General features: G+C 63.6%; 16 protein-coding genes and 4 pseudogenes. 16 read left to right on the top strand and 4 right to left on the bottom strand.

Annotation, left to right across the window (positions count from 1 at the left end; genetic code table 11):
• The first annotated feature begins 25 nt into the window (after positions 1-25).
• From LXM50_RS09820 to LXM50_RS18815, 3 genes and pseudogenes are all read left to right on the top strand, one after another.
• Positions 26-1,525, top strand: coding sequence for a hypothetical protein (locus tag LXM50_RS09820; protein WP_233311136.1), 1,500 nt, complete (start codon positions 26-28; stop codon positions 1,523-1,525).
• A complete protein-coding gene (locus tag LXM50_RS09815; protein ID WP_233311135.1) occupies positions 1,522-2,535 on the top strand; it encodes a hypothetical protein in 1,014 nt (337 codons plus the stop codon). Before LXM50_RS09820 ends, LXM50_RS09815 begins: the two co-directional genes overlap by 4 nt.
• 70 nt (positions 2,536-2,605) lie before the next feature.
• Positions 2,606-3,494 (top strand): annotated as a pseudogene (locus tag LXM50_RS18815) (IS5 family transposase).
• A 65-nt stretch (positions 3,495-3,559) separates the two neighbouring features.
• Here LXM50_RS18815 and LXM50_RS09795 read toward each other — a convergent pair.
• Positions 3,560-3,697, bottom strand: coding sequence for a hypothetical protein (locus tag LXM50_RS09795; RefSeq protein WP_233311133.1), 138 nt, complete (start codon positions 3,695-3,697; stop codon positions 3,560-3,562).
• Between the two features lie 386 nt (positions 3,698-4,083).
• Here LXM50_RS09795 and LXM50_RS09790 point away from each other — a divergent pair, with 386 nt between their 5' ends.
• Positions 4,084-4,605, top strand: coding sequence for a DDE-type integrase/transposase/recombinase (locus LXM50_RS09790; RefSeq protein ID WP_374107822.1), 522 nt, complete (start codon positions 4,084-4,086; stop codon positions 4,603-4,605).
• On the opposite strand, the gene LXM50_RS09785 is transcribed toward LXM50_RS09790, so the two are convergent.
• On the bottom strand, positions 4,573-5,250 hold the full coding sequence (locus tag LXM50_RS09785) for a GntR family transcriptional regulator (protein WP_233311132.1): 678 nt from the start codon (positions 5,248-5,250) through the stop codon (positions 4,573-4,575). The genes LXM50_RS09790 and LXM50_RS09785 overlap by 33 nt on opposite strands.
• Positions 5,251-5,366: 116 nt before the next feature.
• Here LXM50_RS09785 and LXM50_RS09780 point away from each other — a divergent pair, with 116 nt between their 5' ends.
• The 11 genes and pseudogenes from LXM50_RS09780 to LXM50_RS18725 all read left to right on the top strand — a co-directional run bounded on the left by LXM50_RS09780 (position 5,367) and on the right by LXM50_RS18725 (position 14,823).
• Positions 5,367-6,974, top strand: a complete 1,608-nt coding sequence (locus tag LXM50_RS09780; RefSeq protein WP_233311131.1) for a sugar ABC transporter ATP-binding protein — start codon at positions 5,367-5,369, stop codon at positions 6,972-6,974.
• A complete protein-coding gene (locus LXM50_RS09775) occupies positions 6,971-7,942 on the top strand; it encodes an ABC transporter permease (RefSeq protein WP_233311130.1) in 972 nt (323 codons plus the stop codon). The genes LXM50_RS09780 and LXM50_RS09775 overlap by 4 nt, the downstream gene beginning before the upstream one ends.
• Positions 7,943-8,054: 112 nt before the next feature.
• On the top strand, positions 8,055-9,014 hold the full coding sequence (locus LXM50_RS09770) for a sugar ABC transporter substrate-binding protein (protein ID WP_233311129.1): 960 nt from the start codon (positions 8,055-8,057) through the stop codon (positions 9,012-9,014).
• 29 nt (positions 9,015-9,043) lie between these two features.
• Positions 9,044-10,291, top strand: a complete 1,248-nt coding sequence (locus LXM50_RS09765) for an alpha/beta fold hydrolase (RefSeq protein WP_233311128.1) — start codon at positions 9,044-9,046, stop codon at positions 10,289-10,291.
• A gap of 23 nt (positions 10,292-10,314) precedes the next feature.
• A complete protein-coding gene (locus LXM50_RS09760; RefSeq protein WP_233311127.1) occupies positions 10,315-11,412 on the top strand; it encodes a mandelate racemase/muconate lactonizing enzyme family protein in 1,098 nt (365 codons plus the stop codon).
• 3 nt (positions 11,413-11,415) lie between these two features.
• Positions 11,416-12,426, top strand: a complete 1,011-nt coding sequence (locus LXM50_RS09755) for an aldo/keto reductase (RefSeq protein WP_233311126.1) — start codon at positions 11,416-11,418, stop codon at positions 12,424-12,426.
• A pseudogene (locus LXM50_RS09750) lies at positions 12,423-13,232 on the top strand (amidohydrolase); the annotation flags it as partial. The gene LXM50_RS09755 and the pseudogene LXM50_RS09750, both read left to right, overlap by 4 nt.
• Positions 13,233-13,293: 61 nt before the next feature.
• A pseudogene (locus tag LXM50_RS09745) lies at positions 13,294-14,116 on the top strand (fumarylacetoacetate hydrolase family protein); the annotation flags it as partial.
• A pseudogene (locus LXM50_RS18735) lies at positions 14,113-14,355 on the top strand (SDR family NAD(P)-dependent oxidoreductase); the annotation flags it as partial. The pseudogenes LXM50_RS09745 and LXM50_RS18735, both read left to right, overlap by 4 nt.
• Positions 14,356-14,392: 37 nt before the next feature.
• Positions 14,393-14,635: an SDR family NAD(P)-dependent oxidoreductase gene (locus LXM50_RS18730; RefSeq protein ID WP_308192517.1), complete on the top strand. Its 243-nt coding sequence runs from the start codon at positions 14,393-14,395 to the stop codon at positions 14,633-14,635.
• On the top strand, positions 14,632-14,823 hold the full coding sequence (locus LXM50_RS18725; RefSeq protein WP_308192516.1) for an SDR family oxidoreductase: 192 nt from the start codon (positions 14,632-14,634) through the stop codon (positions 14,821-14,823). Before LXM50_RS18730 ends, LXM50_RS18725 begins: the two co-directional genes overlap by 4 nt.
• Before the next feature lie 375 nt (positions 14,824-15,198).
• Here LXM50_RS18725 and LXM50_RS09735 read toward each other — a convergent pair whose 3' ends face one another.
• The gene (locus tag LXM50_RS09735; RefSeq protein ID WP_233311125.1) at positions 15,199-15,873 is read right to left on the bottom strand and encodes a GntR family transcriptional regulator; all 675 of its coding nucleotides are present in this window, start codon (positions 15,871-15,873) and stop codon (positions 15,199-15,201) included.
• Between the two features lie 314 nt (positions 15,874-16,187).
• Between LXM50_RS09735 and LXM50_RS09730 the strand changes: the two genes are divergently transcribed.
• Positions 16,188-18,863, top strand: coding sequence for a right-handed parallel beta-helix repeat-containing protein (locus tag LXM50_RS09730; RefSeq protein WP_233311124.1), 2,676 nt, complete (start codon positions 16,188-16,190; stop codon positions 18,861-18,863).
• A gap of 642 nt (positions 18,864-19,505) precedes the next feature.
• On the opposite strand, the gene LXM50_RS09720 is transcribed toward LXM50_RS09730, so the two are convergent.
• Positions 19,506-20,480 carry a hypothetical protein gene (locus LXM50_RS09720; RefSeq protein ID WP_233311123.1) on the bottom strand — a complete coding sequence of 325 codons (975 nt, stop codon included), beginning with the start codon at positions 20,478-20,480 and terminating at the stop codon, positions 19,506-19,508.
• Positions 20,481-20,488 lie beyond the last annotated feature (8 nt).

Below are 20,488 nucleotides of genomic sequence, written 5' to 3'. Positions count from 1 at the left end.
CTCGCATTTCGTATATCGTGTCGCTATGCCCAACGAAGTGCAAGACACCCCGTCCACATTCCTGTCGCGTCGAGCTTTCATAGGAACCGCGGCGGTCGCGTCAGCGTCGTTCGCGCTGGTGCTCGCCGGGCCTTACAGTCCCGTCCACGCCGCAACCGGCCCCGCCTATCAGGTGCAGTGGAACCGGCGCCGGCAGACGATCCTCGGCCTGGGATTCGAGATCCAGAGCGATTCGATCGGATCCGGCAACAACGGCCTTCCCGAAGCGACGACCTCCGTCCCGCATGACCTCGTACCAGGGGAGCGCAACCGTCTCTACGCGGAGATGCTGCGCGCCGGTGGCGCACAGGGATTCCGCTACTGCCGTTTGGCGATGGGCCTGTATCTGCGTGGCCTGACCGACGACAAGAAGAACGTCGTCGGTCGCTGGCCGGAGCAGATGGCGGAGCTCGCCGAGATGATGAAAAAGGGCAAGATCGAGGGGGCCATGGTCGAGTACTGGTCGCCGACGCCGTACTGGAAATCCACCGACTCCTACATCCGCGGCACGCTGAAGAGCGACGATCAGGCGTTCCTGTCCGATTTCGCCGACGCGCTCGTGCGCGACGTGAAGTATCTCGAAGACAACGGCGTCCCCGTCTCCTGGTGGGGGCTGCAGAACGAGCCCGTCTACGAGACGCCGTACTCGAGCTGCCTCTACTCGAGCGACCTGTACTACAGGGCATTCCGCACCACGGCAAGTCGCGTCAGGGCGAACTTTCCGGACGTCCGGATCCACGCGACCAGCATCTCCGGCCAGTACGGGCCGGGGGCGGCCGCGATCCGGCAGGACTCCGACACGCTCTCGCTCGTGGACGGGTGGACCTGGCACAAGATCGGTGATGACGCCAAGGGCCTGCTCCCTGGCAACAGCAACGCCAGCGACGATCTCGCCTACCGCGCTGTGTTCAACAACGAGTTCGAGTATCTGTCCTGGAACGTCAGCCGCACTCCGTGGTACACGGTCAACACGGCGCAGTCGATCATGAACTGGATGACGTTCCACGATTCGCCGACGTGGATTTGGCTGCACGCGCTGAAGCCTACGTACAACTCCGAGGCTCTGGGCTACTCGCTGGGCTTCTGGCGCCCCTGGGACGACGACGACATGACCCGCTTCCCAAGTCTCGCGAAGGGAACCTGGACCTGGAACGACATGAACTGGAACGCCGTCGCCGGATTTCTGCGGAACATGCCGTGGGATTCGGTGCGCGTCGAGGTCGACGAGCCGACGATCGACTCGGAGCACCGGATCATGGCGTGGATGGCGCCGAACGGACAGAGGACCTTCGCGATCACCAACCGCGCAGCCGCCCCGTTCTCGTATCAAGTGAACGTCGACGACGGGTCCGGCACGGCGGCGACGTTCGTCGGCAGCCGTTACGCGCACGATCTCAATAACGCAGCCCTCGGCGCGAAGCAGGGCCCCGCGCTCGCCCTGGATATCCCCGCATACTCGATCGAATTCTGGACGGAGCAGGCATGATTCTCGTTGCAACGACCCCGCACTCAATGGATGCTGCGGCGCCGGTCGAGATCATCATCGACGACGCGGCCGCGACCTTCACCGGCACCTGGTCGACGTCGAGCTTTCAGAAGGGTTACTACGGCACCGGCTACCACAACACCGATCGCGGCGCGATCTCCGCGAACGCCCGCGTTGCGACGTGGAAGCCGACGATCCCGGCGGCGGGCAAGTACACCGTCTCGCTGTGGCTTCCGAGCGGCTCGGGCGATCGATACAACGCGGTGAAGTTCCGGCTGCATCACAACGGCGGGATCACGGAATTCCTCGTCGATCAGACCGTGACGGGCGGCCAGTGGCGTCAGCTAGGCCGGATCGCGCTGGACTTCGACGGCTCGGGCAACGAGTACCTCGAGCTGCGCGTTGAAGACGTTCCGGCGCCGTCCAGTGGCAACCGGTACGTGATCGCCGACGCCGTTCGATTCGCCACACCGCCGCCCCCGATCACGACCGCCCCCGACGTGCGGATCACCCGTGACCGCAACTATGTCGAACTGCTGTGGGCACCTGTCGAGCACGCCGAGTCGTACTCCGTCACGCGACGCGACGACACCGGCGCTCTCGTCGAAGTCGCGTACGCGTCCAGCCGCGGCTACCTCGACCTCGCGGTCGACTCCTCGGTGTCGCGCGACTACCAGGTGACGGCCTACAACGGATCCGGCCCCGGACCGGCAGGTGGGATCGTGTCAGCCTCCGCGGTGACGGGTGCGCCGCTGCAAGCAGTGCAAGGGCTCACGCTGACCGCGGACGGTGGCAAACCCCGGCTATCCTGGCAGCCGCAGCGGGACGCGACGACTTTTTCCGTCTATCGCGCGAACCACAGTGCCGGCAACTTCAAGCTCGTCGCTCGGATCTCCGGAACGGACTACACCGACACGGGCGCAGGTGGCGAGGCCTACTACATCGTGCGCGCTGTGAACAGCTTGGGAGAGTCGGCCCTGTCGTCGTGGCAAGCCAACTGGAAGGCGTGAGTCGTGCGGCGTCGCTCAGACGACTAGGGCGTGTCTCAGAGATGGTTCGGTTGTGCTGGGAGTCTTGAGGGTGTCGCGGTTTCAGGTGCTCTCGGATGCTCAGCGGTCGTTGATCGAGGAGATGCTGCCGCGTCCAACCGGACGCAAGGGCCGGCCGTTTTCGGACGCCAGGCTGTTGGTCGAGGCGATCGTCTACCGGTATCGGTGCGGAATTGTGTGGCGGGATCTTCCTGAGGTGTTCGGGCCGTGGCAGACAGTGTGGACCTGGCATCACCGCATGGCGACGGACGCAAGATGCTCGCCACCCTCACTGCCGCAGCCGAGGCTGAAGGGCTTGTGGACTGGTCGCTGTCGGTGGACTCGACGATCGCCCGCGCTCATCAGCGCGCGACGAACACGAAGCGCCTCACGGGGGCTGGATCGAACTACAGGAATCTGACGCTCGAGCCGCTTGATCGCGCGGTCGGCCGCTCCCGAGGCGGCTTGTCGACGAAGATCCACCAGCTCGTGGAGGGCAACAAGCTTCCCCTGGTCGCGCTGCTGAACGCGAGGCAGGCCGGTGACTCGTCGATGTTCCTACCGCTGATGGCGCACCTGCGCGTCAGTCGCGAGACGGGCCGCCTGTGAACCCGCCCCGACGCAGTCCGCGGCGACAAGGCATACTCCTCCCGCGCGATCCGCAGCCACCTCCGCTCCCGCGGATTCAAGGCCGTCATCCCCATCCCCGAGCCGGACGACCAGAAGGGTCACGCAAACGGCGCGGCTCACGCGGCGGCAGGCCCGTCGGACTGGATGCCGGGGACTACCGAAACCGGAACGTGATCGAGCGCTACTGCTGCCAAATCAAACAATGGCGCGGCCTCGCCACGCGCTACGACAAGCACGCGATTGTTTATCGCGCCGTCGTGATCCTCGATGCTGTCATCGCCTGGACCCACCTGCTATCGGCGCCGCGCTAAGCGGGGTTGTCAATCAGGTTCAGCTGCGTCCCGTCAGGGGCGACGAGGAACCCCGCGCGTTGCCCTCAGGGCTGCAACTGCACAGGGTGCAGCCGCGGACGCCCGGCGGTCTTTTCGACGACGCCCGTCTCCTTGATCTGTCGATACAGCCCATCGAGATCATCAACTCGGACGCTGCACATGAAGGAGCTCTCCTCGGGCATGAGGCCAGGGAACAGGAAGAACTCCAACCGAAGCTCGCCACGGCGAAGGATCAGCCAACCATCATCGCGATACTCCCGCTCGAAACCGACCCCCCGTAGAACGCGCCCGTGTCATCGAACTCACGAGGTCGCACCCGGCTCGGACGGGTCCGTGCGTGGAGACATGGGGCGGATCATGCGGCATCTCACTCGCCGCGGGCCGGTGTTCATCGCCGGCAAGCTCGGCTTGCAGGCCTCGACAGTGGGCGAGTGTTGCGCCGTCACCAGACGCAGCTGCTGCGGGAGTCGGACCCGGTGACCGGGGTCGTGATCCGCGCCGCTCGGCGGTCCGCGGAGTGTTACCAGCATGACCTGATCCACGTCGATGTGAAGAAGTTCGACCGCAAATGGCGGCTCCGCGGGCGAAACGAGTAGGTCGGGTCCGCGGGATCGGCTACGACTACGTCCATACCGTGATCGATGATCATTCGCGCGTCGCCAACGCCGAGATCCACGACGACGAGAAGGGCGCCACCGCCCCCGGGGTCTTGGAGCGTGCGATCGCCTTCTACGCGACCCTGGGCGTGAATGTCGAACGCGTGATCAGCGACAACGCGTTCGCCTATCGGAGGTCCGCCGCGTTACGGGAGGTGACCGTCGCGCACGGCATCAAGCAGAATTTCATCAAACCGAACTGCCCCTGGACCAACGGCAAAGTGGAGCGACCGAATCGCACCCGCGCCGCAGAGTGGGCATACGCGAGACTCTGGACCTCGAACACCGACCGCGCGGCGGGCTTGTCAACCTGGCTCGACGACAAATCTGGACAGAGCCCACCTCGGCATCTGCGGCAAGACTTCCATCGATCGATTCAACAACGGTCGAGGTCAGTACATCTAGCGCAACGCCTGGATGGTCCGAGTCCGTGACGACTCGAGGTGTGCGCGCATGGCCTCGAGTGCGGCGCGTTCGCTGCCGGAGACTACTGCGGATGCGATTCCCTCGTGCTCCTCGATGGTCGTGTCAACTGCATGATCGCGCGAGTAGAGGCGAAACAAGTGAAGGTGGCTGTGAGTGCGTTCGAGGGCGGAACGGACGATCTCATTTCCGGCGAGTGACAGGATCAGTTCGTGGAATCGGGCATCATGAGCGATTGCAGACTTGAGCGATCCGTCAGGCGTGGCGCTGCCGACGTCGCGAGCTGATGCGAGTTCGGCAGTCAGCGCGTCTTGCGCGTTCGCGCCTTGGAGTGCAGCGGCGCGCCCGGCCGCCCAGGGCTCATTGAGCAGACGGAACCCGTAGAGATCTTCGAGCTCGGCGCGGGTGAGAACCGGTGTCGCGGAATAGCCGATGAGGGGCTGCTTTTCAACCAGACCCTCCGACTCGAGACGCGCCAGGGCTTGCCGGATCGGTGTCTGAGAAACGTTGAGCGCCCGACTCAGACGATCGATGTTGAGCCTGTCCCCGGGCGCGATCGCATGATTCATGATCCGACTTCGGACTGTCTCGTAAACGTCGTTGCCGAGGTTGCGTCTCGTGATTTTTTCTGCCGCAGACGGTTGCCGCTGAATCATGTGCTCCTCATCGAGTTTTGCAGGATTTCGCTTTCCAGTTGACTTCGGTCTCCGCGTGCCACATCATCTCTCTAGAGCGAAATCGTATCGTATCGTATTTACAGCGAGGAGAAGACGTGACCGACTCGTCGTCACCCACACAGGAGTGGGTGCCAGAAACGAACGGCCATCGGGCCGGTTCCTCGCGAACGGCGCCCGAGGTCGTACTCAGCGTCGATGGAATCGGCAAGCGGTACGGGGGCGTCCACGCTCTTCGCGGAGTCGGCTTCGACTTGCATCGCGGAGAAGTGCTCGCGCTCGCCGGCCACAACGGAGCCGGGAAATCCACCCTCATCGGAATCCTCGCCGGAACGAAGGCAGCGGACATGGGGCGCATCAGCGTCGACGGGGCGGAAAGGTCGTTCGCGGATCCGGGAGCTGCACGTGAAGCTGGCATCGGCGTCTGCTACCAGGAGCCGACCCTTGTGTCACAGCTCACGGTCGCGGCGAACGTCTTCCTGAAGCTAGAACGCCGCGATCGCTTCGGACGAATGGACCGCCTGGACCTCCGCACAAGGTACTCGCAACTCCAGCAGAAGACCGGCATCGAGCTGCCCGGTGACGCACTGGTGGCCGATCTCTCCGTCGCTCAAAAGCAGCTGGCTCAGATTCTTCGAGCGCTTGCCGGCGGTGCCAGAATCGTCATCCTCGATGAGCCGACTGCCGCTTTGAGCCCGTCGGACAGGACACAACTGTTCGACCTGATAAGGAAGTTGCGGGAGGGTGACGAGCCGGTCAGTTTCATCATCGTTTCCCACTTTCTCGAGGAGCTTGAGGACAACTGCGATCGCGCGGTGGTCTTGCGCAACGGGGCAGTGGTTGCGACCATCGAGAAGCGCCCGAGCGCAAAGCAGCTGGCCAAGCTCATGGCTGGTTCCGAGTTGGACGCACTCGAACATGCTCCCGTCGTGCGTGTCGCGCCCGGCACAGAGCTACTGCGACTGGACTCGCTGGCGGTCAACGGCGCGCCCCCGATCGACCTCCGTGTGCACGCACATGAGATCGTCGGCCTTGCCGGCTTGATCGGCTCCGGACGCACCGAACTCCTACGCAGTATCGCGCTGGGTTATGGCCGGGATGGCGGCGATGCCAGGGTCCGTGGCCTGTCGGTGCGAAACGGGCGGCAAGCACTCAAACACGGACTCGCCATGCTCTCCGAGTCCCGTAAGGACGCCCTCATCGGTGATTGGCCGATCTGGAAGAATGTGACCCTCCCGGGACTAGAACGGCTCTCTGGGCGGATCTTCGTGCATCCCGTACGTGAGAAGAGATCCGCGCGTTCGCTCATCGAACGATGTCGGGTGATCGCGGCAGGCATCGGCCAGTGGGTCGGCGATCTCAGCGGCGGGAACCAGCAAAAGGTGGTTTTCGCAAAGTTGCTCGCGTCGAACTTCAGTGTCGGACTGTTGGATGAACCGACGCACGGCGTCGACATCCATGCGAAGGCTGAGATCTTCTCGATCATCGATGAGCTTGCCGCCGAGGGTCGCGCGTTCATCGTGGTCGCTGCCGAGTTCGAGGATCTTCTCCGTATGTCGACGCGCATTCTCACCATCTACAAGGGATCGGTCATCGCGGAGCACCCCATCTCCGGTGTGAACGACCCCGTCACAGCAGAGCAGTTGCTGTACGAGGCCGCTACAGGCCGTCGCTATTCCACCTCAGTCGAAGGAGACAGGTCGTGACATCCACCACCGCGCTGCCAGAAGCGCCCGGCGTACGCGCTCCGGCACGAGCAGCAGGCTTCATCCGCGAGTACGGCATCTTGGTCGCGCTCGTCGTCGTCATCATCGTCATGTCGCTCTTGTCGCCGCATTTCCTCACGTACGCGAATGCCATGAACATCCTGACCCAGATGTCTATCCTCGGCATTCTCGCGGTCGGAACGACGCTGCTGTTGATAACCGGGAGCTTCGACCTCTCGATTGGATCGACACTGGGCCTGGCTGGCGCGCTGACCCTCGGGCTGAGTGCTCACATGCCGTTGATGGCATCGATCGGCATCGCTCTGGCCGCAGGCCTCCTGGTCGGCCTTGTGAACGGGTTCATCGTTGTCAAAGCGGGGATCAATTCACTGATCGTCACGTTGGGGACGATGTCACTGGTTCGTGGTCTTGTTCTGATCTACACCAACGGCACGAGCATCCAGGGCGATAACATCGGCTTCCAGTCATTCGTCAATACGACGAGCCTCATCCCGAACATCGCGTGGGGACTCCTGATCGTGGCCGCGATCATGGCGACGATGCTGACCCAGACTCGAACCGGTCGTTACTTCACTGCTGCCGGCGGCAACGCCGAAGCCGCAGAAGTCTCAGGGATCAACGTCGATGCCTACAAGATCGCAGCGTTCGCCGTGATGGGCCTGCTCGCCGGATTCGCCGGTGTCCTCTATGCGGGTCGCGTGAACTCGGTCGATCCCACCGCAGGAACCGGCTTCGAGCTTCAGGCGATCGCCGCCGTCATCATCGGAGGCACCAGTCTTGCCGGAGGCTCAGGCTCCGTCTGGAAGTCCATCGTCGGTGCCGCTCTGCTGACGACGCTGAACAACGGCTTCAACCTCCTCAATATCGGTTCCTATTACCAAGGCGTGATCCAGGGCGCGGTGATCATCCTCAGCGTCGCCGTCTACACAAGGCGAACCCGCCGCTGAATTCTCGCGGCTCGAGCACAAGGAGACCGCTGGTCTCGCGCAGAACACCAGAACGCAACCCCACCCATCATCGAAAGGCAAACCAGTGAAAATCCGTACACGCCACAGTGTTGTGGCCGTCGCACTCATCTCGGCAGGCGCCCTCTTCCTCAGCGGCTGCTCAGCAGGACCCGCCGACAGTGCGAACTCCGATAAACCTCTCACCATCGGCGCATCGGTTCTCGGAACCGAGTTCCCGGCCGTCGTCGCCCTTGACAAGGGCATGCAGGAAGAAGCTCGCAAGCTCGGGGTCAAACTGGTGATCGCCGACGCTGGAGGCCAGGCATCCAAGCAGACGAACGACGTCTCCGACCTGGTCAGCCAGGGCGTTGATGGGATCGTGATCAATGCAGTCGACTCGTCCGCGATCGTTGCGTCCGCCCAGGCAGCCCTTGCGGCGAAGATTCCGCTCGCTAGCGCCTTCACAACTCTCGGTACGGCTACCTGCGCCTATTCGGGCAGCGTCGGGCACGTCGGATTTAACGAACAGGGCTGGGCGAAACTTCAGGGCCAAGAAGCTGTGAAGATCCTTCCCAACGGGGGGAACGTCGCAATTATCGATGGCGCGGCCGGGCTTCAATCCTCCAAGCTTCGTCACGACGGGTTCGTCAAAGAGCTTGAAGCGAATCCAGCGATCAAGGTGGTCGCGTCGCAGCCCGGGAACTTCGACCGGACGACGGCGCTGACGGCCATGGAGAACATCCTTCAGGCGCACCCCGATCTGAGTCTCGTCTACGCGCCGGACGACAACATGGCCGTCGGCGTCATCCAGGCGATCAAGGCCGCCGGGAAGACCGGGAAGATCCAGGTCCTCGGAATCGGCGGATCCAAGGATGGCTTGAAGGCCGTGCAGGCGGGAACGATGCACTCCACCGTGTTCTCGTCCCTTGAGCAGGGAGGCAGGCAGGTTATCGACGCGATGGTCGCCAACCTGCGTGGCACCGACAAGAAGATGGAGCAGTGCATCAATGTGCCGCAGACCCTCGTCGACTCGAGCAACATCGACAAGTTCATGGACAAGGGCGAGTACTAGACCGAAGGCGAGAGGAGAGGCACGCTGACATGGCGACTTCAGAACTCCCGGAGTTCCTACCGGGGATCAACTCTGTATCTATCCGGGACAGCGCTGGTGTCGAACGTGAGTACCTCATCAGCGTGCCCTCTGCTCCCGTCGGCAGCGTAAGCATCGTCTTTCACCCGTTTGGATCGAATCCCGAACTGGTCCTCTACGGCGAGGGTCCCGGCGACTACCTGATCAGTACTCTCGACGGGATCGGTCGCTCGGCCGATGCCCTGGGCGTCCTCGTGGTGGCTCCCCGTGCTCGTGGCCGCCTAGTCGACGGCGTGTCGCTGGCGTGGCAGTCACACCTCGATGCGGCGTGGGACCTGGCGACTCGGCTTCGTGACGCGACGTCTGCGACACACATCACGACGGGTGGACTCTCGATGGGAGGACTCGAAGCCCTCGTCCTCGCGGGTCAGCATCCCGATGAACTCGCCGCCGTGTGGGCCGTCAACCCGATCGTCGACCTCGCAGCGTGGCATGACGACATCGCACAGCATCGGACCTCATCCAATCTCTGGACGATGGGTGCCCACGAAACCATAGAGGAGGAAGTCGGCGGAACACCTGACCGAGATCCCCACCAGTACCGTGTGCGATCCGCGTCGACGTATCTGAAGGAGCTCTCGCGAACCGACGTTCGTCTGACGTGGTCCCCCGCCGACACGATCATCCCCGAACAGGCGACCAAGCACGCCCACAAGCTAGCGGATGGAATCCGCGCGCACGGGGGCCGCGTAGAGGAGGTCATCGTCACGCACTCTCCGCGCAATCCACTCCTCGAAACAGGCCGCTTCGCTCACGAGTCCTGTGACCTATGGGGAAACATCGCGTGGGCAGCGGCCCGCGGCCGTGGGATCCCTTCGAAGCCCCTGCGTCGGGGCGGGGAGACGACGAGCGCCGCGACCGGGGAGGCGCGACAGCGACGGCGCCTCGCGTCGGTGATCGGCTTGCCGCCAGAGAACCTTCAGGAATATACGCGCCTTCACGCGGACGTGTGGCCAAGCGTGCTTGAGCGGCTGAACGCATCCCACATCACCAACTATTCGATCTTCAGTCACGCCGACCTGCTCTTCGCCTACATGGAGTACGACGGTGACGACTTCGATTCGGACATGGCTGCAATGGCCGCGGACCCGATCACGCAGGAGTGGTGGGCGGTCTGCGGCCCCCTGCAACGGCCCATCGAAGATCGGGCAGCCGGGGAATGGTGGAAGACGTTGCCGGAAATCTTCCACCTCCAGTGAATTGCCACGAAAGGACTCTTCGCATGACTCATGGATCGACGATCGTCTCGGCTGAGGCGTGGCTGGTCGACCTCCCTGTCGAGACCAAACGGACGGACGCCGTGCAGGCGTTCGTGAAGCAGGAGACTATTTTCGTCTCGCTGCAGACGGCTGATCGAGTGGGAGGACTCGGTTACACCTACACCATCGGGACCGGCGGCCGGGCGGTGCTCGAAATGCTGCGCGGCGGCCTTCTCGATGCCGTGGTGGGGCAGGACGCAGAGCGTCCGGAAGCGGTCTGGTATGCCGCGTTCAACTCCACCCGGGCGACCACAGTCGGACCGATCACGTCGCTCGCGCTGGCGGCGATCGACACGGCCGTATGGGATGGCCGGTCGCGTCGCGCGAGCCTGCCATTGTGGAAGCTCGCGGGAGGTTCGTCTCCGTCGGTACCTATCTACGACACCGAGGGCGGCTGGTTGCACCTGTCGCCGGATGAGCTGGTGGCACAGGCGCGAAGCAGCCGTGATCGCGGCCTCCCCGGCGTCAAGATCAAGGTCGGCTTGCCGAATCCGCACGACGATTTGGCACGTCTTCGCGCGGTCCGTGAAGCGGTCGGTCCGGGTTTCCACCTGATGATCGACGCCAACCAGTCCCTGACCGGCGCGGAGGCGATCCGACGGGCACGACTGTTCGACGATCTCGACATCTTCTGGTTCGAGGAACCCCTTCCCGCAGAGGATGTGGCCGGGCATGAGCGGCTGACGAAGGCGACGTCGATCCCGGTCGCCGTGGGAGAGAGCATGTATTCGGTGGGCCACTTCCGGGACTTCCTGCAGCGCGGCGCCGCGTCGATCGTCCAGGTCGATGTCGCGCGCATAGGTGGTATCACGCCATGGCTCAAGGTGGCGCACCTCGCCGAGTCGTTCAACGTCAAGGTCGCCCCGCATTTCCTCATGGAGCTGCACCTTTCTCTGGCGTGTGCGATCCCGAACGCCCTCTACCTCGAACACATCCCACAGTTGCGCGCGATCACGTCGACGGAGATCAGCATCCGTGACGGACGCGCGTGGGCTCCCGATTCTCCCGGTCTCGGGATTGACTGGGATCTGGACGCACTCGACGATGTGAGGGTGGCGTAGTCCATGGGCGTGCAAGCCATGACGAGCGCTTCAACCCGGCCGCTGGGTCGGGGCGGCCTGACCGTCGGCCGTCACACACTCGGCACAGCAAGCATCGGCAACCTCTACCGCGCAGTCGACGACATGACGGCCGGCCACGTGATCGGGAGCGCGTGGGAAGCAGGTGTTCGATATTTCGATACCGCCCCGCACTACGGGCTGGGACTTGCCGAGGAACGTCTCGGGCGCGGGCTGGCCGCACGGAAGCGCGCCGACGTGATCGTCTCTACGAAGGTGGGAAGGCTGCTGATCGACACGGACGCATTCCCCGGCCTCAGGGATGACGAAGGGTTCGACGTGCCGCGCACCCGTCAGCGGGTCCGCGACTACTCCCGCGATGGAGTTCTGCGTTCGATCGAGACCTCACTTGAAAGGACGGGACTCGATCGGATCGACATCGTTCTCGTACACGACCCCGACGAGTTCTACCGCCAAGCGATGGAGGGTGCCTTTCCCGCGCTTGAGGAACTCCGTGCCTCAGGTGTCATCACCTCATATGGAGCGGGCATGAATCAATCGGCGATGTTGACGGACTTCGTACGGAACACCGATCTCGATATCGTCATGGTCGCGGGCCGCTACACGGTTCTCGATCAGACAGCGTTGATCGACCTTCTGCCCGAGGCCGAGAAGCGCAGTGTCTCCGTGGTAGCGGCAGGGGCCTTCAGCTCCGGGGTCCTCGCCACCGACCGGCCTCGTGGCGATTCGCACTACCATTACGACGCCGTTCCCGCACCGATTCTGGCGCGAGTCAACGAAATCGCGGACGTGTGCGATGCTCACGGAGTGACCGTGCCGGCCGTCGCAGCCCAGTTCGCGCTGGGCCATCCCGCCGTGTCGACGGTGTGTCTCGGCGCCTCTTCGGAAGCTCACGTCATTCGAAACGCGGCGCTGTTCGACGTTGCCATCCCTCCGGCGCTCTGGGGGGACTTGGCCGATCGTGGCCTTCTGGCGGCGGGGGTGCCGGCACCATGATCGATGCTCACCGGCACGTGTGGGTCAGATCTGAGCGTCGCTACGACTGGATACGTCCCGAACACGGAGTCCTTTTCGCCGACTTCCGTCCGGAGGACATCGCCGCTGAGGCTGCGGCGGCTGGTATCACAGCGGCGATCCTGGTTCAGGCGGCCGACACTTACGAGGACACGTTATACATGCTGAGCGTCGCGGCACGGCTCCCCGGCATCGCCGGAGTCGTCGGATGGGTTCCGCTCGACCGTCCTGAGGAGGCGCTCGCAGCGCTGGACCTCTACGCCAGGACCCCGACGATCCGGGGTGTGCGAGCGCTGACGCACAACTATGACGACGCGAGGTGGATCCTGCGTGGCGACCTCGCCCGATCCATCGACGGCGTCGAGGCCCGGGACCTCTCGTTGGACTATGTCGCCGGGCTCCCCGAGCACCTGGCTCTGATTCCCGAGCTTGCTCGACGGCACCAGGGTCTTCGGCTCATCATCGACCATCTCGGCAGCCCCGACATCGCGAATCATGGCTGGGAGCCGTGGGCGGACTTGATCGCGGCGTGCGCCGCCGAACCGAACGTGTACATCAAACTGTCCGGCCTGAGCACCCTGTCTGGCGATGGCTGGACAAGCGCCGACTGGAAACCCTATGTCGATCACGTGGTCACGGGCTTTGGCGCTGAGCGGACGATGCTCGGCAGCGACTGGCCCGTGTCTCTGCCGGCCGGCGACTTCACACGGATATGGAGCGCTCAGTTGGACGTCATCGCGCATCTGCCCGCGCAGGCGCGCGACGCGATCGTCCAGGGTACGGCGATTCGCGCTTACCGATGGAACTCACGAAAGGCCAAGCATGACCGAACGATTCGCCCTTGCCTGACTCGGAGCCGCCGGCGAGGAGGTTCCCGTCGTCCGCTACGCAGGACGAACGCTCGATGCCCGCCCCGTCGCATCCGATTTCGATCCGGCGTTCTTCGCCGCGGGCGGACTCGCCCGGATCGCTGATGTGCTCGGCGCTCTCCCAGAGTTCGACGCGGTCACGCTCTGTGTCGGCGCGCCCATCGCGCCCCGGCCAGATCGTCTGTGTCGGCCTCAACTACAGCGACCACGCGGAGGTGACAGGACAGGCGCCGCTTGCGGAACCCATCATCTTCAGAAGGATCCGTCGACGATGGTCGGACCGTTCGACGACGTGCTGATTCCACGTGGATCGTCGAAGACCGACTGGGATCGAGCTCGGCGTCGTGATCGGGTCGACCACGCGCTACCTTCAGTCGCCCGACGAGGCGCTCGCACATGTCGCGGGATACTCCGTATCGAACGACGTATCGGAGCGGGAGTTCCAGCTCGAACGCGGCAGCCAGTGGGATCGGGGCAAAAGCTGCGAGACGTTCAACCCGTTCGGCCCCGATCTGGTTCCTGCCTCGCAGGTCGCCGATCCGCAGCATCTCGGCATGCGCCTCTCGGTCAACGGCGAAGAGCGCCAGAACGGCACGACGGCGAACATGATCTTCTCCGTCGCCCACATCGTCTGGTATCTGAGCCAGTTCATGGTGCTGAACCCCGGCGACGTGATCAACACCGGCACTCCAGCCGGTGTGGCGCTCGGCATCCCCAGCAATCCGTACCTGAGGGCCGGTGACGTGATCGAGCTGCAGATCGATGGCCTGGGACTCGCGAGGCAGAGGACGGTGCAGGCATAAGCGACTTCGACGAACTGGTCGCCGTCGTAACCGGTGGTGCGTCGGGGATCGGCCCGGCCACAGCGCGGACGCTAGCGGCACGTGGGGCCAGGGTGGCCGTGCTCGACCGCGCGACCGAGGCTGTGCACCATCCGCTGGTCCTTTTCGAGGCCGACGTGACCGAGCGTTCCAGCGTGCAGCGTGCGATCGGTTCCGTCGCGAAGACATTCGCCCGTATCGACATCGTCCTCAACAACGCAGGGATCAGCGCCGTTGGTACCGTCGAGGAGAACGAGGATGCCGAGTGGCGCGCGGATGCTCGACGTGAACGTCACCGGCATGGCGCGGGTCACTGCGCCAGCGCTGCCCTGGCTGTGGCGGTCACCGTCGCCCGCGATCGTGAATCTCTGCTCGGTCGCTGCCCTCAACGGTCTCCCGCAGCGTGCGCTGTACTCGGCGTCGAAGGGTGCCGTGCTCGCCCTCACCCATGCGATGGCGACCGCGACCACATCGCCGAGGGCATCCGCGTCAACTGCGTGAGTCCTGCGACCGTCTCCACTCCGTTCTTCGAACGCATGCTTGAAGGGTTCGCGGACCCGGCCATGGAGCGGGCGGCCCTAGACGCGCGCCAGGCGACCAGACGCACGGTTCAGCCGCAGGAGGTCGCCGACGCGATCACCTTTCTCGCGAGCCCGGTCTCCGGTTCTGTCACCGGGTGCCGCCCTTGAGCTCGACGGCGGTACCCGCACCTGCGCGTCCGGCGCGCCGGGGAGCGCGCGTAGGCCAACGTGTACGAGAACCCGCCCATGAGGCCGATACTGATCTGGCACTCCCGGACGTCGTGCTGCCGAATGCGCCCGGCAGGTATCACCGTCGAGAGAGCGTTGGAGATAGCCGTGGCGGTACTGGCGAATCACGGCGGACACTTTCCGAGGATGGAGCGGGTGGATTCATACATCGCGACCAGATCCACAGCCTCGGCAACGCGCCGCCATGAGCCACACGAGCGTTGAACGCTACATAACGTCTCAGACCTATAACGATTCTGTGACGTCGTGACCACTAGCGGTGAACGCTGCCGGGTGCGAAAGCTCGCACCGACACTAAGTCTGCAGCATCTGAATCGTCCTTGCTCGGGACGATTCGATGTGCTCTCGCATGGCCCTCGCTGCGGCGGGCTGGTCCCCGGCGTTGATGGCGCTCGCGATGCCGACGTGCTCATCGACGGTGATGTCCACGCCGCGATCGCGCGAGTAGAGCCGGAACAGGTGGAGGTGGCTGTGCGTCCTGTCGAGCGCGGAGCGGACGACTTCATTCCCCGCGAGGGAGAGGATCAGATCATGGAAGCGTGCGTCGTGCGCGAGCATCGTCTTCAGCGGATCCTCCGGGTGAGCGTTCTGAATGTCCTTGATCTTGGCGAGCTCCGTTTCGAGAGACTCACGAGTACCGCCGGTTCGAAGGGCCGCGGCACGGGCCGCTGCCCACGGCTCGGTCAGAAGGCGGAAGTCGTAAAGATCTTCGAGCTCCTTGCGCGTGAGCACCTGTGTTGCCGAGTAACCGACAGAGGGTTGCTTCTCGACGAGACCCTCTGATTCGAGACGGGCGAGCGCTTGTCGGATCGGCGTTTGTGAAACGTCCAGAACTCGACTCAATCGATCGATGTTCACTCTGGCGCCTGGCGAGATGGCGTGGCTCATGATCTGCTGCTTGATCGACTCGTAGACATCTTCGCCGAGGTTCCGCTTCGCAGATGAGGCCGACAAGCGTGAATCACTCATGTGGCACCTCGCATTTCATCGTGACCAACGTTACCGAACGCATCCCTATCGTGCCCTTGACTTCCGTCTACGATGAGGAGCATCATCTGTTCAGATCGTATCGTATCGCATCCACGATCGGGAGGACTCCCGACTATTGGGGAATCGTCCGCGGCCGAAGTGCTGTTTCACACCGTCGTGAAAGGTTGTTGCCCATGTCACCTGCACCAACAGATCTCCGTCGCTCCAGATTCGTCGCTGTGGCTACGGCTGCTGTGGCTGTCTTGGCTCTCATACTTCTTCCCGGGGCACCCGCCAACGCAGCCTCGACCTATGTGGTCTCTACCACCGGTTCGGATTCGGCCGCAGGAACCGCCGCCGCACCGTTTCGCACTATTCAAAAATGTGCGTCCGTCGCCACTGCCGGCGACATCTGCGAGATCCAAGGAGGTGTGTACCGCGAGACGATCACGCCGGCACAATCAGGCACGAGCACCGCACCGATCACTTTCCGGGCGGCCGCAGGCCAGCAGGTCATCGTCTCTGGGGCGGACCCCGTGGCGGGCTGGACGTTGACTTCCGGAAATATCTACACTGCGCCGATAACACTCAACGACGACACACGTCAGCAGCTCTTCATCAACGACGCCATGTTCAACCGGGCTCGTTGGCCGAATGCTGGTTCGGACCTCCTCCATGCACCGCTCGCTTTCGCAGATGGAGGTACCACGACATCCACGCTTGTCGATGCTGCGCTCCCAACGATTGCCGGAGGCTGGACGGGCGCGAACTTGCACGTCTGGGCGGGATCGGCCTGGATGTCGGCGACCGGAACCGTGACGTCGACGTCCGCTGGATCTGTCGGCTACTCGGGCGCGAACAGCGAGTGCGGCGGAGGGCTCAGTTTCCTCTGCGTATCGAGCGGCACACGCTACTACCTGGACGGTGTCCGGGGCGCACTGGATTCCGCGGGTGAATGGTTCTACGACAAAGTCGCCCACTCTGTTTCGCTCTGGGCGCCAGGCGGTGGAATTCCCACAGGCGTCACGATGAAACAGCGCCAGTGGGCGTTCGACCTCAGCGGTCGATCCTTCATTCAGGTAAGCGGCCTGGGGCTTCAGGCGGCCTCCGTTCTAACGACGGACACCAGCTCGGACAATGTCCTCGACAGCCTGGACATCCACTATGTCTCGCACTTCGACACGATTCCGATCCCCAACGTCTCCGATGACTCCGTAGCCGCGGCCCACCTGCTGACAAGTGGAATCATCCTCAACGGCACGCGCAACCAGCTGCGCAACAGCACGATCACGGGGAGCGCAGGGAACGGAGTATCAATTCAAGGCACGGCGAATCGTGTTGACAACAACCTGATCTCGGAGATCAACTACATGGGTACCTGGTCAGCGGGTGTCTACATCCGAGGTCAGAACGAAGTCGTCACCCGGAACACCATCTTCGATACGGGGCGAGATGGAATCACGGCCAACTATCTCGGTGACGGTATCTACGGCTCCGCGCACACAGACTTCACCGGCAACGAGATCTCCTACAACGAGATCTTCAGTTGGGGCGTCATGAACGAGGACAGCGGCGGCATCTACTCATGCTGCGGCACGGATATGTCAGGCGGTTCGATCAAATACAACTATGTGCACGACAACAATGCACGCGGACGTGTCGGATCCGCTGGCTCGGGCATCATGCTCGACAACGGATCGAAGAACATGTCCGTTCACCACAACGTGGTCGCCAACGCTCTGACGGCCGGCATCGGGATCAACGGCAACTATTCCGGCGATCCGTCGAACGCGAAGATCCGCAACAACACGCTCATGGGAGGGCAGTACCAAAGCCTCGGAATGTACGTGGGCTTCTCCTCGGTCGGCGCAGAGATCGTCAACAACATACTCGAGAAGCCCAACAATGTCAGCGGCGGAACTCAGAGCAACAACTCGACACCGGGATCCGCCCCGGGATATCTGGCGGGAGGACCTTACCTGGCCTCCGCTTCACCGATGATCGACGCGGGAGCCCCCGTCACTGGCATCACAGACGGATACGTTGGCGCCTCACCGGACATCGGAGCGTACGAGTACGGAACATCCGGTTGGCGGGCAGGATGTTCCTTGCCCGGTTGCACCTTCCCGACAGACGCGCGGCACACCATCGACAACCTTTCGAGCAATATCAGCTACTCAGCCGGGTGGGCGCAATGCACGTCAGGCTGTAATTCCCAGTTCGGCACCACCCTCTATGGCGATTCGGTGAGCTACAGCAACGTGGCCGGGGCGACCGCGACCGTCTCGTTCACGGGCACTCGTGCACAGCTCTACGGTCAGACTGCGAGCGGAGCCGGCATCGGCACCGTCTCTATCGATGGTGGCCCAGCGGTCCAGGTCGACTGGTTCTCCGGATCGTCGTTTCTTCCACCGGCCATCGGAAATCTGCTGCTGTACACCACACCGACGCTGAGCCCCGGCGCTCACACCATGACCGTGACGGCCCTAGGGACCACCCTCTACGGGAGCTCCGCCTACATCAACATCGACCGCGTTGCGGTGGATCCCGGCAGCACTGTCTCGACGAGCGTCGGAAACGCGACCCAGGGCAGCGGGCCCAGCCAGGTCACATATACGGGCGGCGGCTGGATGCAGTGCTACAGCGGCTGCAACGGAGGCTTCGGCTCGCCCACGGTCGTCTTCGACAACGACGACGTCGCGAGCACAGGCACAGCCGGCGACACAGCGACGATACGCTTCTATGGCAAAGGAATTGTTCTGTACGGCGCCACCGGAACTGGCGGGGGAGTCGGGAGCGTGTTCATCGACGGGAGTGCTGGATCCACTGTGTCGTGGTATCGCAATACCGTTCTGACTGGGAATCAGCTAGTGTTCGACAGCGGCGACCTGGGATGGGGGTTCCACACGCTGATCCTGCGCGCCACCGGCACCAATGGAGCTGGAGGTTACCCCTACATCAACCTTGACCGCTTCATTCTGAAACAGTAGTGGCCGTTCGGTGGCACACCGTTGGGCGACGGTGGGCCACCCCGGCGCGGAGAGCTGGGGCAACTGGTCGCCTCTCTGCGATCGCTCGGCGTCGAACCGATCACCGGCAAGCCCTACAAACCAACCACGCAGGGCAAGAACGAGCGCTTCCACCAGGCCCCTGATCCGAATCCTCGACAACCAACCGCTCGCCGAGACGTTGGAGCAACTCCAAATCGGGTCGACGCGTTCGATGTGATCTATGACACCGAGCGCCCGCGTCAAAGTTGCCGGGTCGGGTCAATCCAGCAGCGGCAGCGGCAACGGGACTGTTGAAGGTTTGGGTGACTCCTGACAGTGCCGAGCCGGTACCGGGAGCGGCACGATCTCACTCAGTTCCGCGAGCCTCTGCGTCCACACGGCGGTTTCGGCGGGCAGGCCATCCCGTTCATCACCAACCCAATCGGAGCGTTCCTGATCCGCCCGAGAACGGCGGCCTAGACGAGGAGCACAACTATGACGAGTTCTGGATCGGGACCATGGAGATTTCCGCATCGGGCACAGGGGGCCGTTACGCGCGTCGATGAGTCCACGCGTTGCTGTCTGTGAGGCACATCGGATCTCAGCCGGCTGTCCGCGGACCTCTTTCGAGCAAGGGCAGCTTCAGACCATCCGGCTGAGTAGTCGGGCGGCCTCGTATCGCGGACGCCCGAGTGAGGAACGCGGATCGTAGCCGAGCAGACGGCTGGTCGACTCGTGGCGAGCTTGCATGCTGCTGTGGTGCAGGCCGAGCGTGGCCGCCGCGGAGCGGACGCTGTCCGCCGCGACGAGTTCGTCGAGCAGGGCACGGGTGCGCTCGTCGAGCGCCAGCAGCGTGTCTACATCGGGATGCCGCGGCTGTCGTGGATCGAAAGATCGTGCCAATGCGATGAGCGCCCCGAGCTCGTCGGCAAACACGACCGGCCGCCGTGCGTCGGTGAGGCGCAAAGCGATGCGCGCATCCAGCCAGGCTTGGGGCAGGTCGGCGGCAGTGGCGGCAAGAGCATGACCAGCGGGCCCATTCGGTGGGCCTGCTGACAACGGCGCGAGCATTGCGCGGACGAGCCCGTGCGGACTAGTGATCACCGCGGAAGGGCATACGGGTGGCGGACCCTCAGCGGTAACTGGAATCGCGATCACGCGGACTGGGAAAGTGAGCCGCAATCGCGTCACGGCAGCGGCGCGTTCGTCGGGCGACCGTCCTGAATCGAGCACCACTTCGATAGAACTCGGCTCAGCCATCGAGCGCCGGGCACTGACGATTGCGACAGCTAGTGACAGTCTGTCGAGGATCATGGGATCGTTGGCATGCATCGGCAAGTGGCGCTCGATCCAGACCCGTGGCCCTCCCGCCTGGGATGAAGGCCAGTCCGAGTCCGTGTCCGGTTCCGCGTCACTGCGCCGACCTGTGGCATCCACTCGCAACACCCGGCCGGACAGTTCGGCACCTGAGGCGACTCCACTGAGAACTGCAGCAGCGCGCACGAGTGCTTCAAGTCCTGCGCCGTTTGCGACAAGCGAGTCGAAGTACGAGATGACCTTCAGCGACTCACTCGCTTCGGGGTCAAGGGCGGTCAGACGCCCGGCGAGTTCTTGCATGGGTGCTC

Source organism: Microbacterium sp. Au-Mic1 (assembly GCF_021341785.1).
GTDB lineage: Bacteria > Actinomycetota > Actinomycetes > Actinomycetales > Microbacteriaceae > Microbacterium.
Note: the sequence above shows the minus strand (reverse complement) of the source record. Positions and strands in the feature narration are given on the sequence as shown.

Coding starts and splice junctions, on each gene's coding strand:
- LXM50_RS09785 (WP_233311132.1), bottom strand. CDS start 5,250: ATGATTCAGCGGCAACCGTCTGCGGCAGAAAAAATCACGAGACGCAAC.
- LXM50_RS09820 (WP_233311136.1), top strand. CDS start 26: ATGCCCAACGAAGTGCAAGACACCCCGTCCACATTCCTGTCGCGTCGA.
- LXM50_RS09790 (WP_374107822.1), top strand. CDS start 4,084: ATGGCGGCTCCGCGGGCGAAACGAGTAGGTCGGGTCCGCGGGATCGGC.
- LXM50_RS18730 (WP_308192517.1), top strand. CDS start 14,393: ATGCCGAGTGGCGCGCGGATGCTCGACGTGAACGTCACCGGCATGGCG.
- LXM50_RS09760 (WP_233311127.1), top strand. CDS start 10,315: ATGACTCATGGATCGACGATCGTCTCGGCTGAGGCGTGGCTGGTCGAC.
- LXM50_RS09765 (WP_233311128.1), top strand. CDS start 9,044: ATGGCGACTTCAGAACTCCCGGAGTTCCTACCGGGGATCAACTCTGTA.
- LXM50_RS09720 (WP_233311123.1), bottom strand. CDS start 20,480: ATGCAAGAACTCGCCGGGCGTCTGACCGCCCTTGACCCCGAAGCGAGT.
- LXM50_RS09735 (WP_233311125.1), bottom strand. CDS start 15,873: ATGAGTGATTCACGCTTGTCGGCCTCATCTGCGAAGCGGAACCTCGGC.
- LXM50_RS09815 (WP_233311135.1), top strand. CDS start 1,522: ATGATTCTCGTTGCAACGACCCCGCACTCAATGGATGCTGCGGCGCCG.
- LXM50_RS09755 (WP_233311126.1), top strand. CDS start 11,416: ATGGGCGTGCAAGCCATGACGAGCGCTTCAACCCGGCCGCTGGGTCGG.
- LXM50_RS09795 (WP_233311133.1), bottom strand. CDS start 3,697: ATGCCCGAGGAGAGCTCCTTCATGTGCAGCGTCCGAGTTGATGATCTC.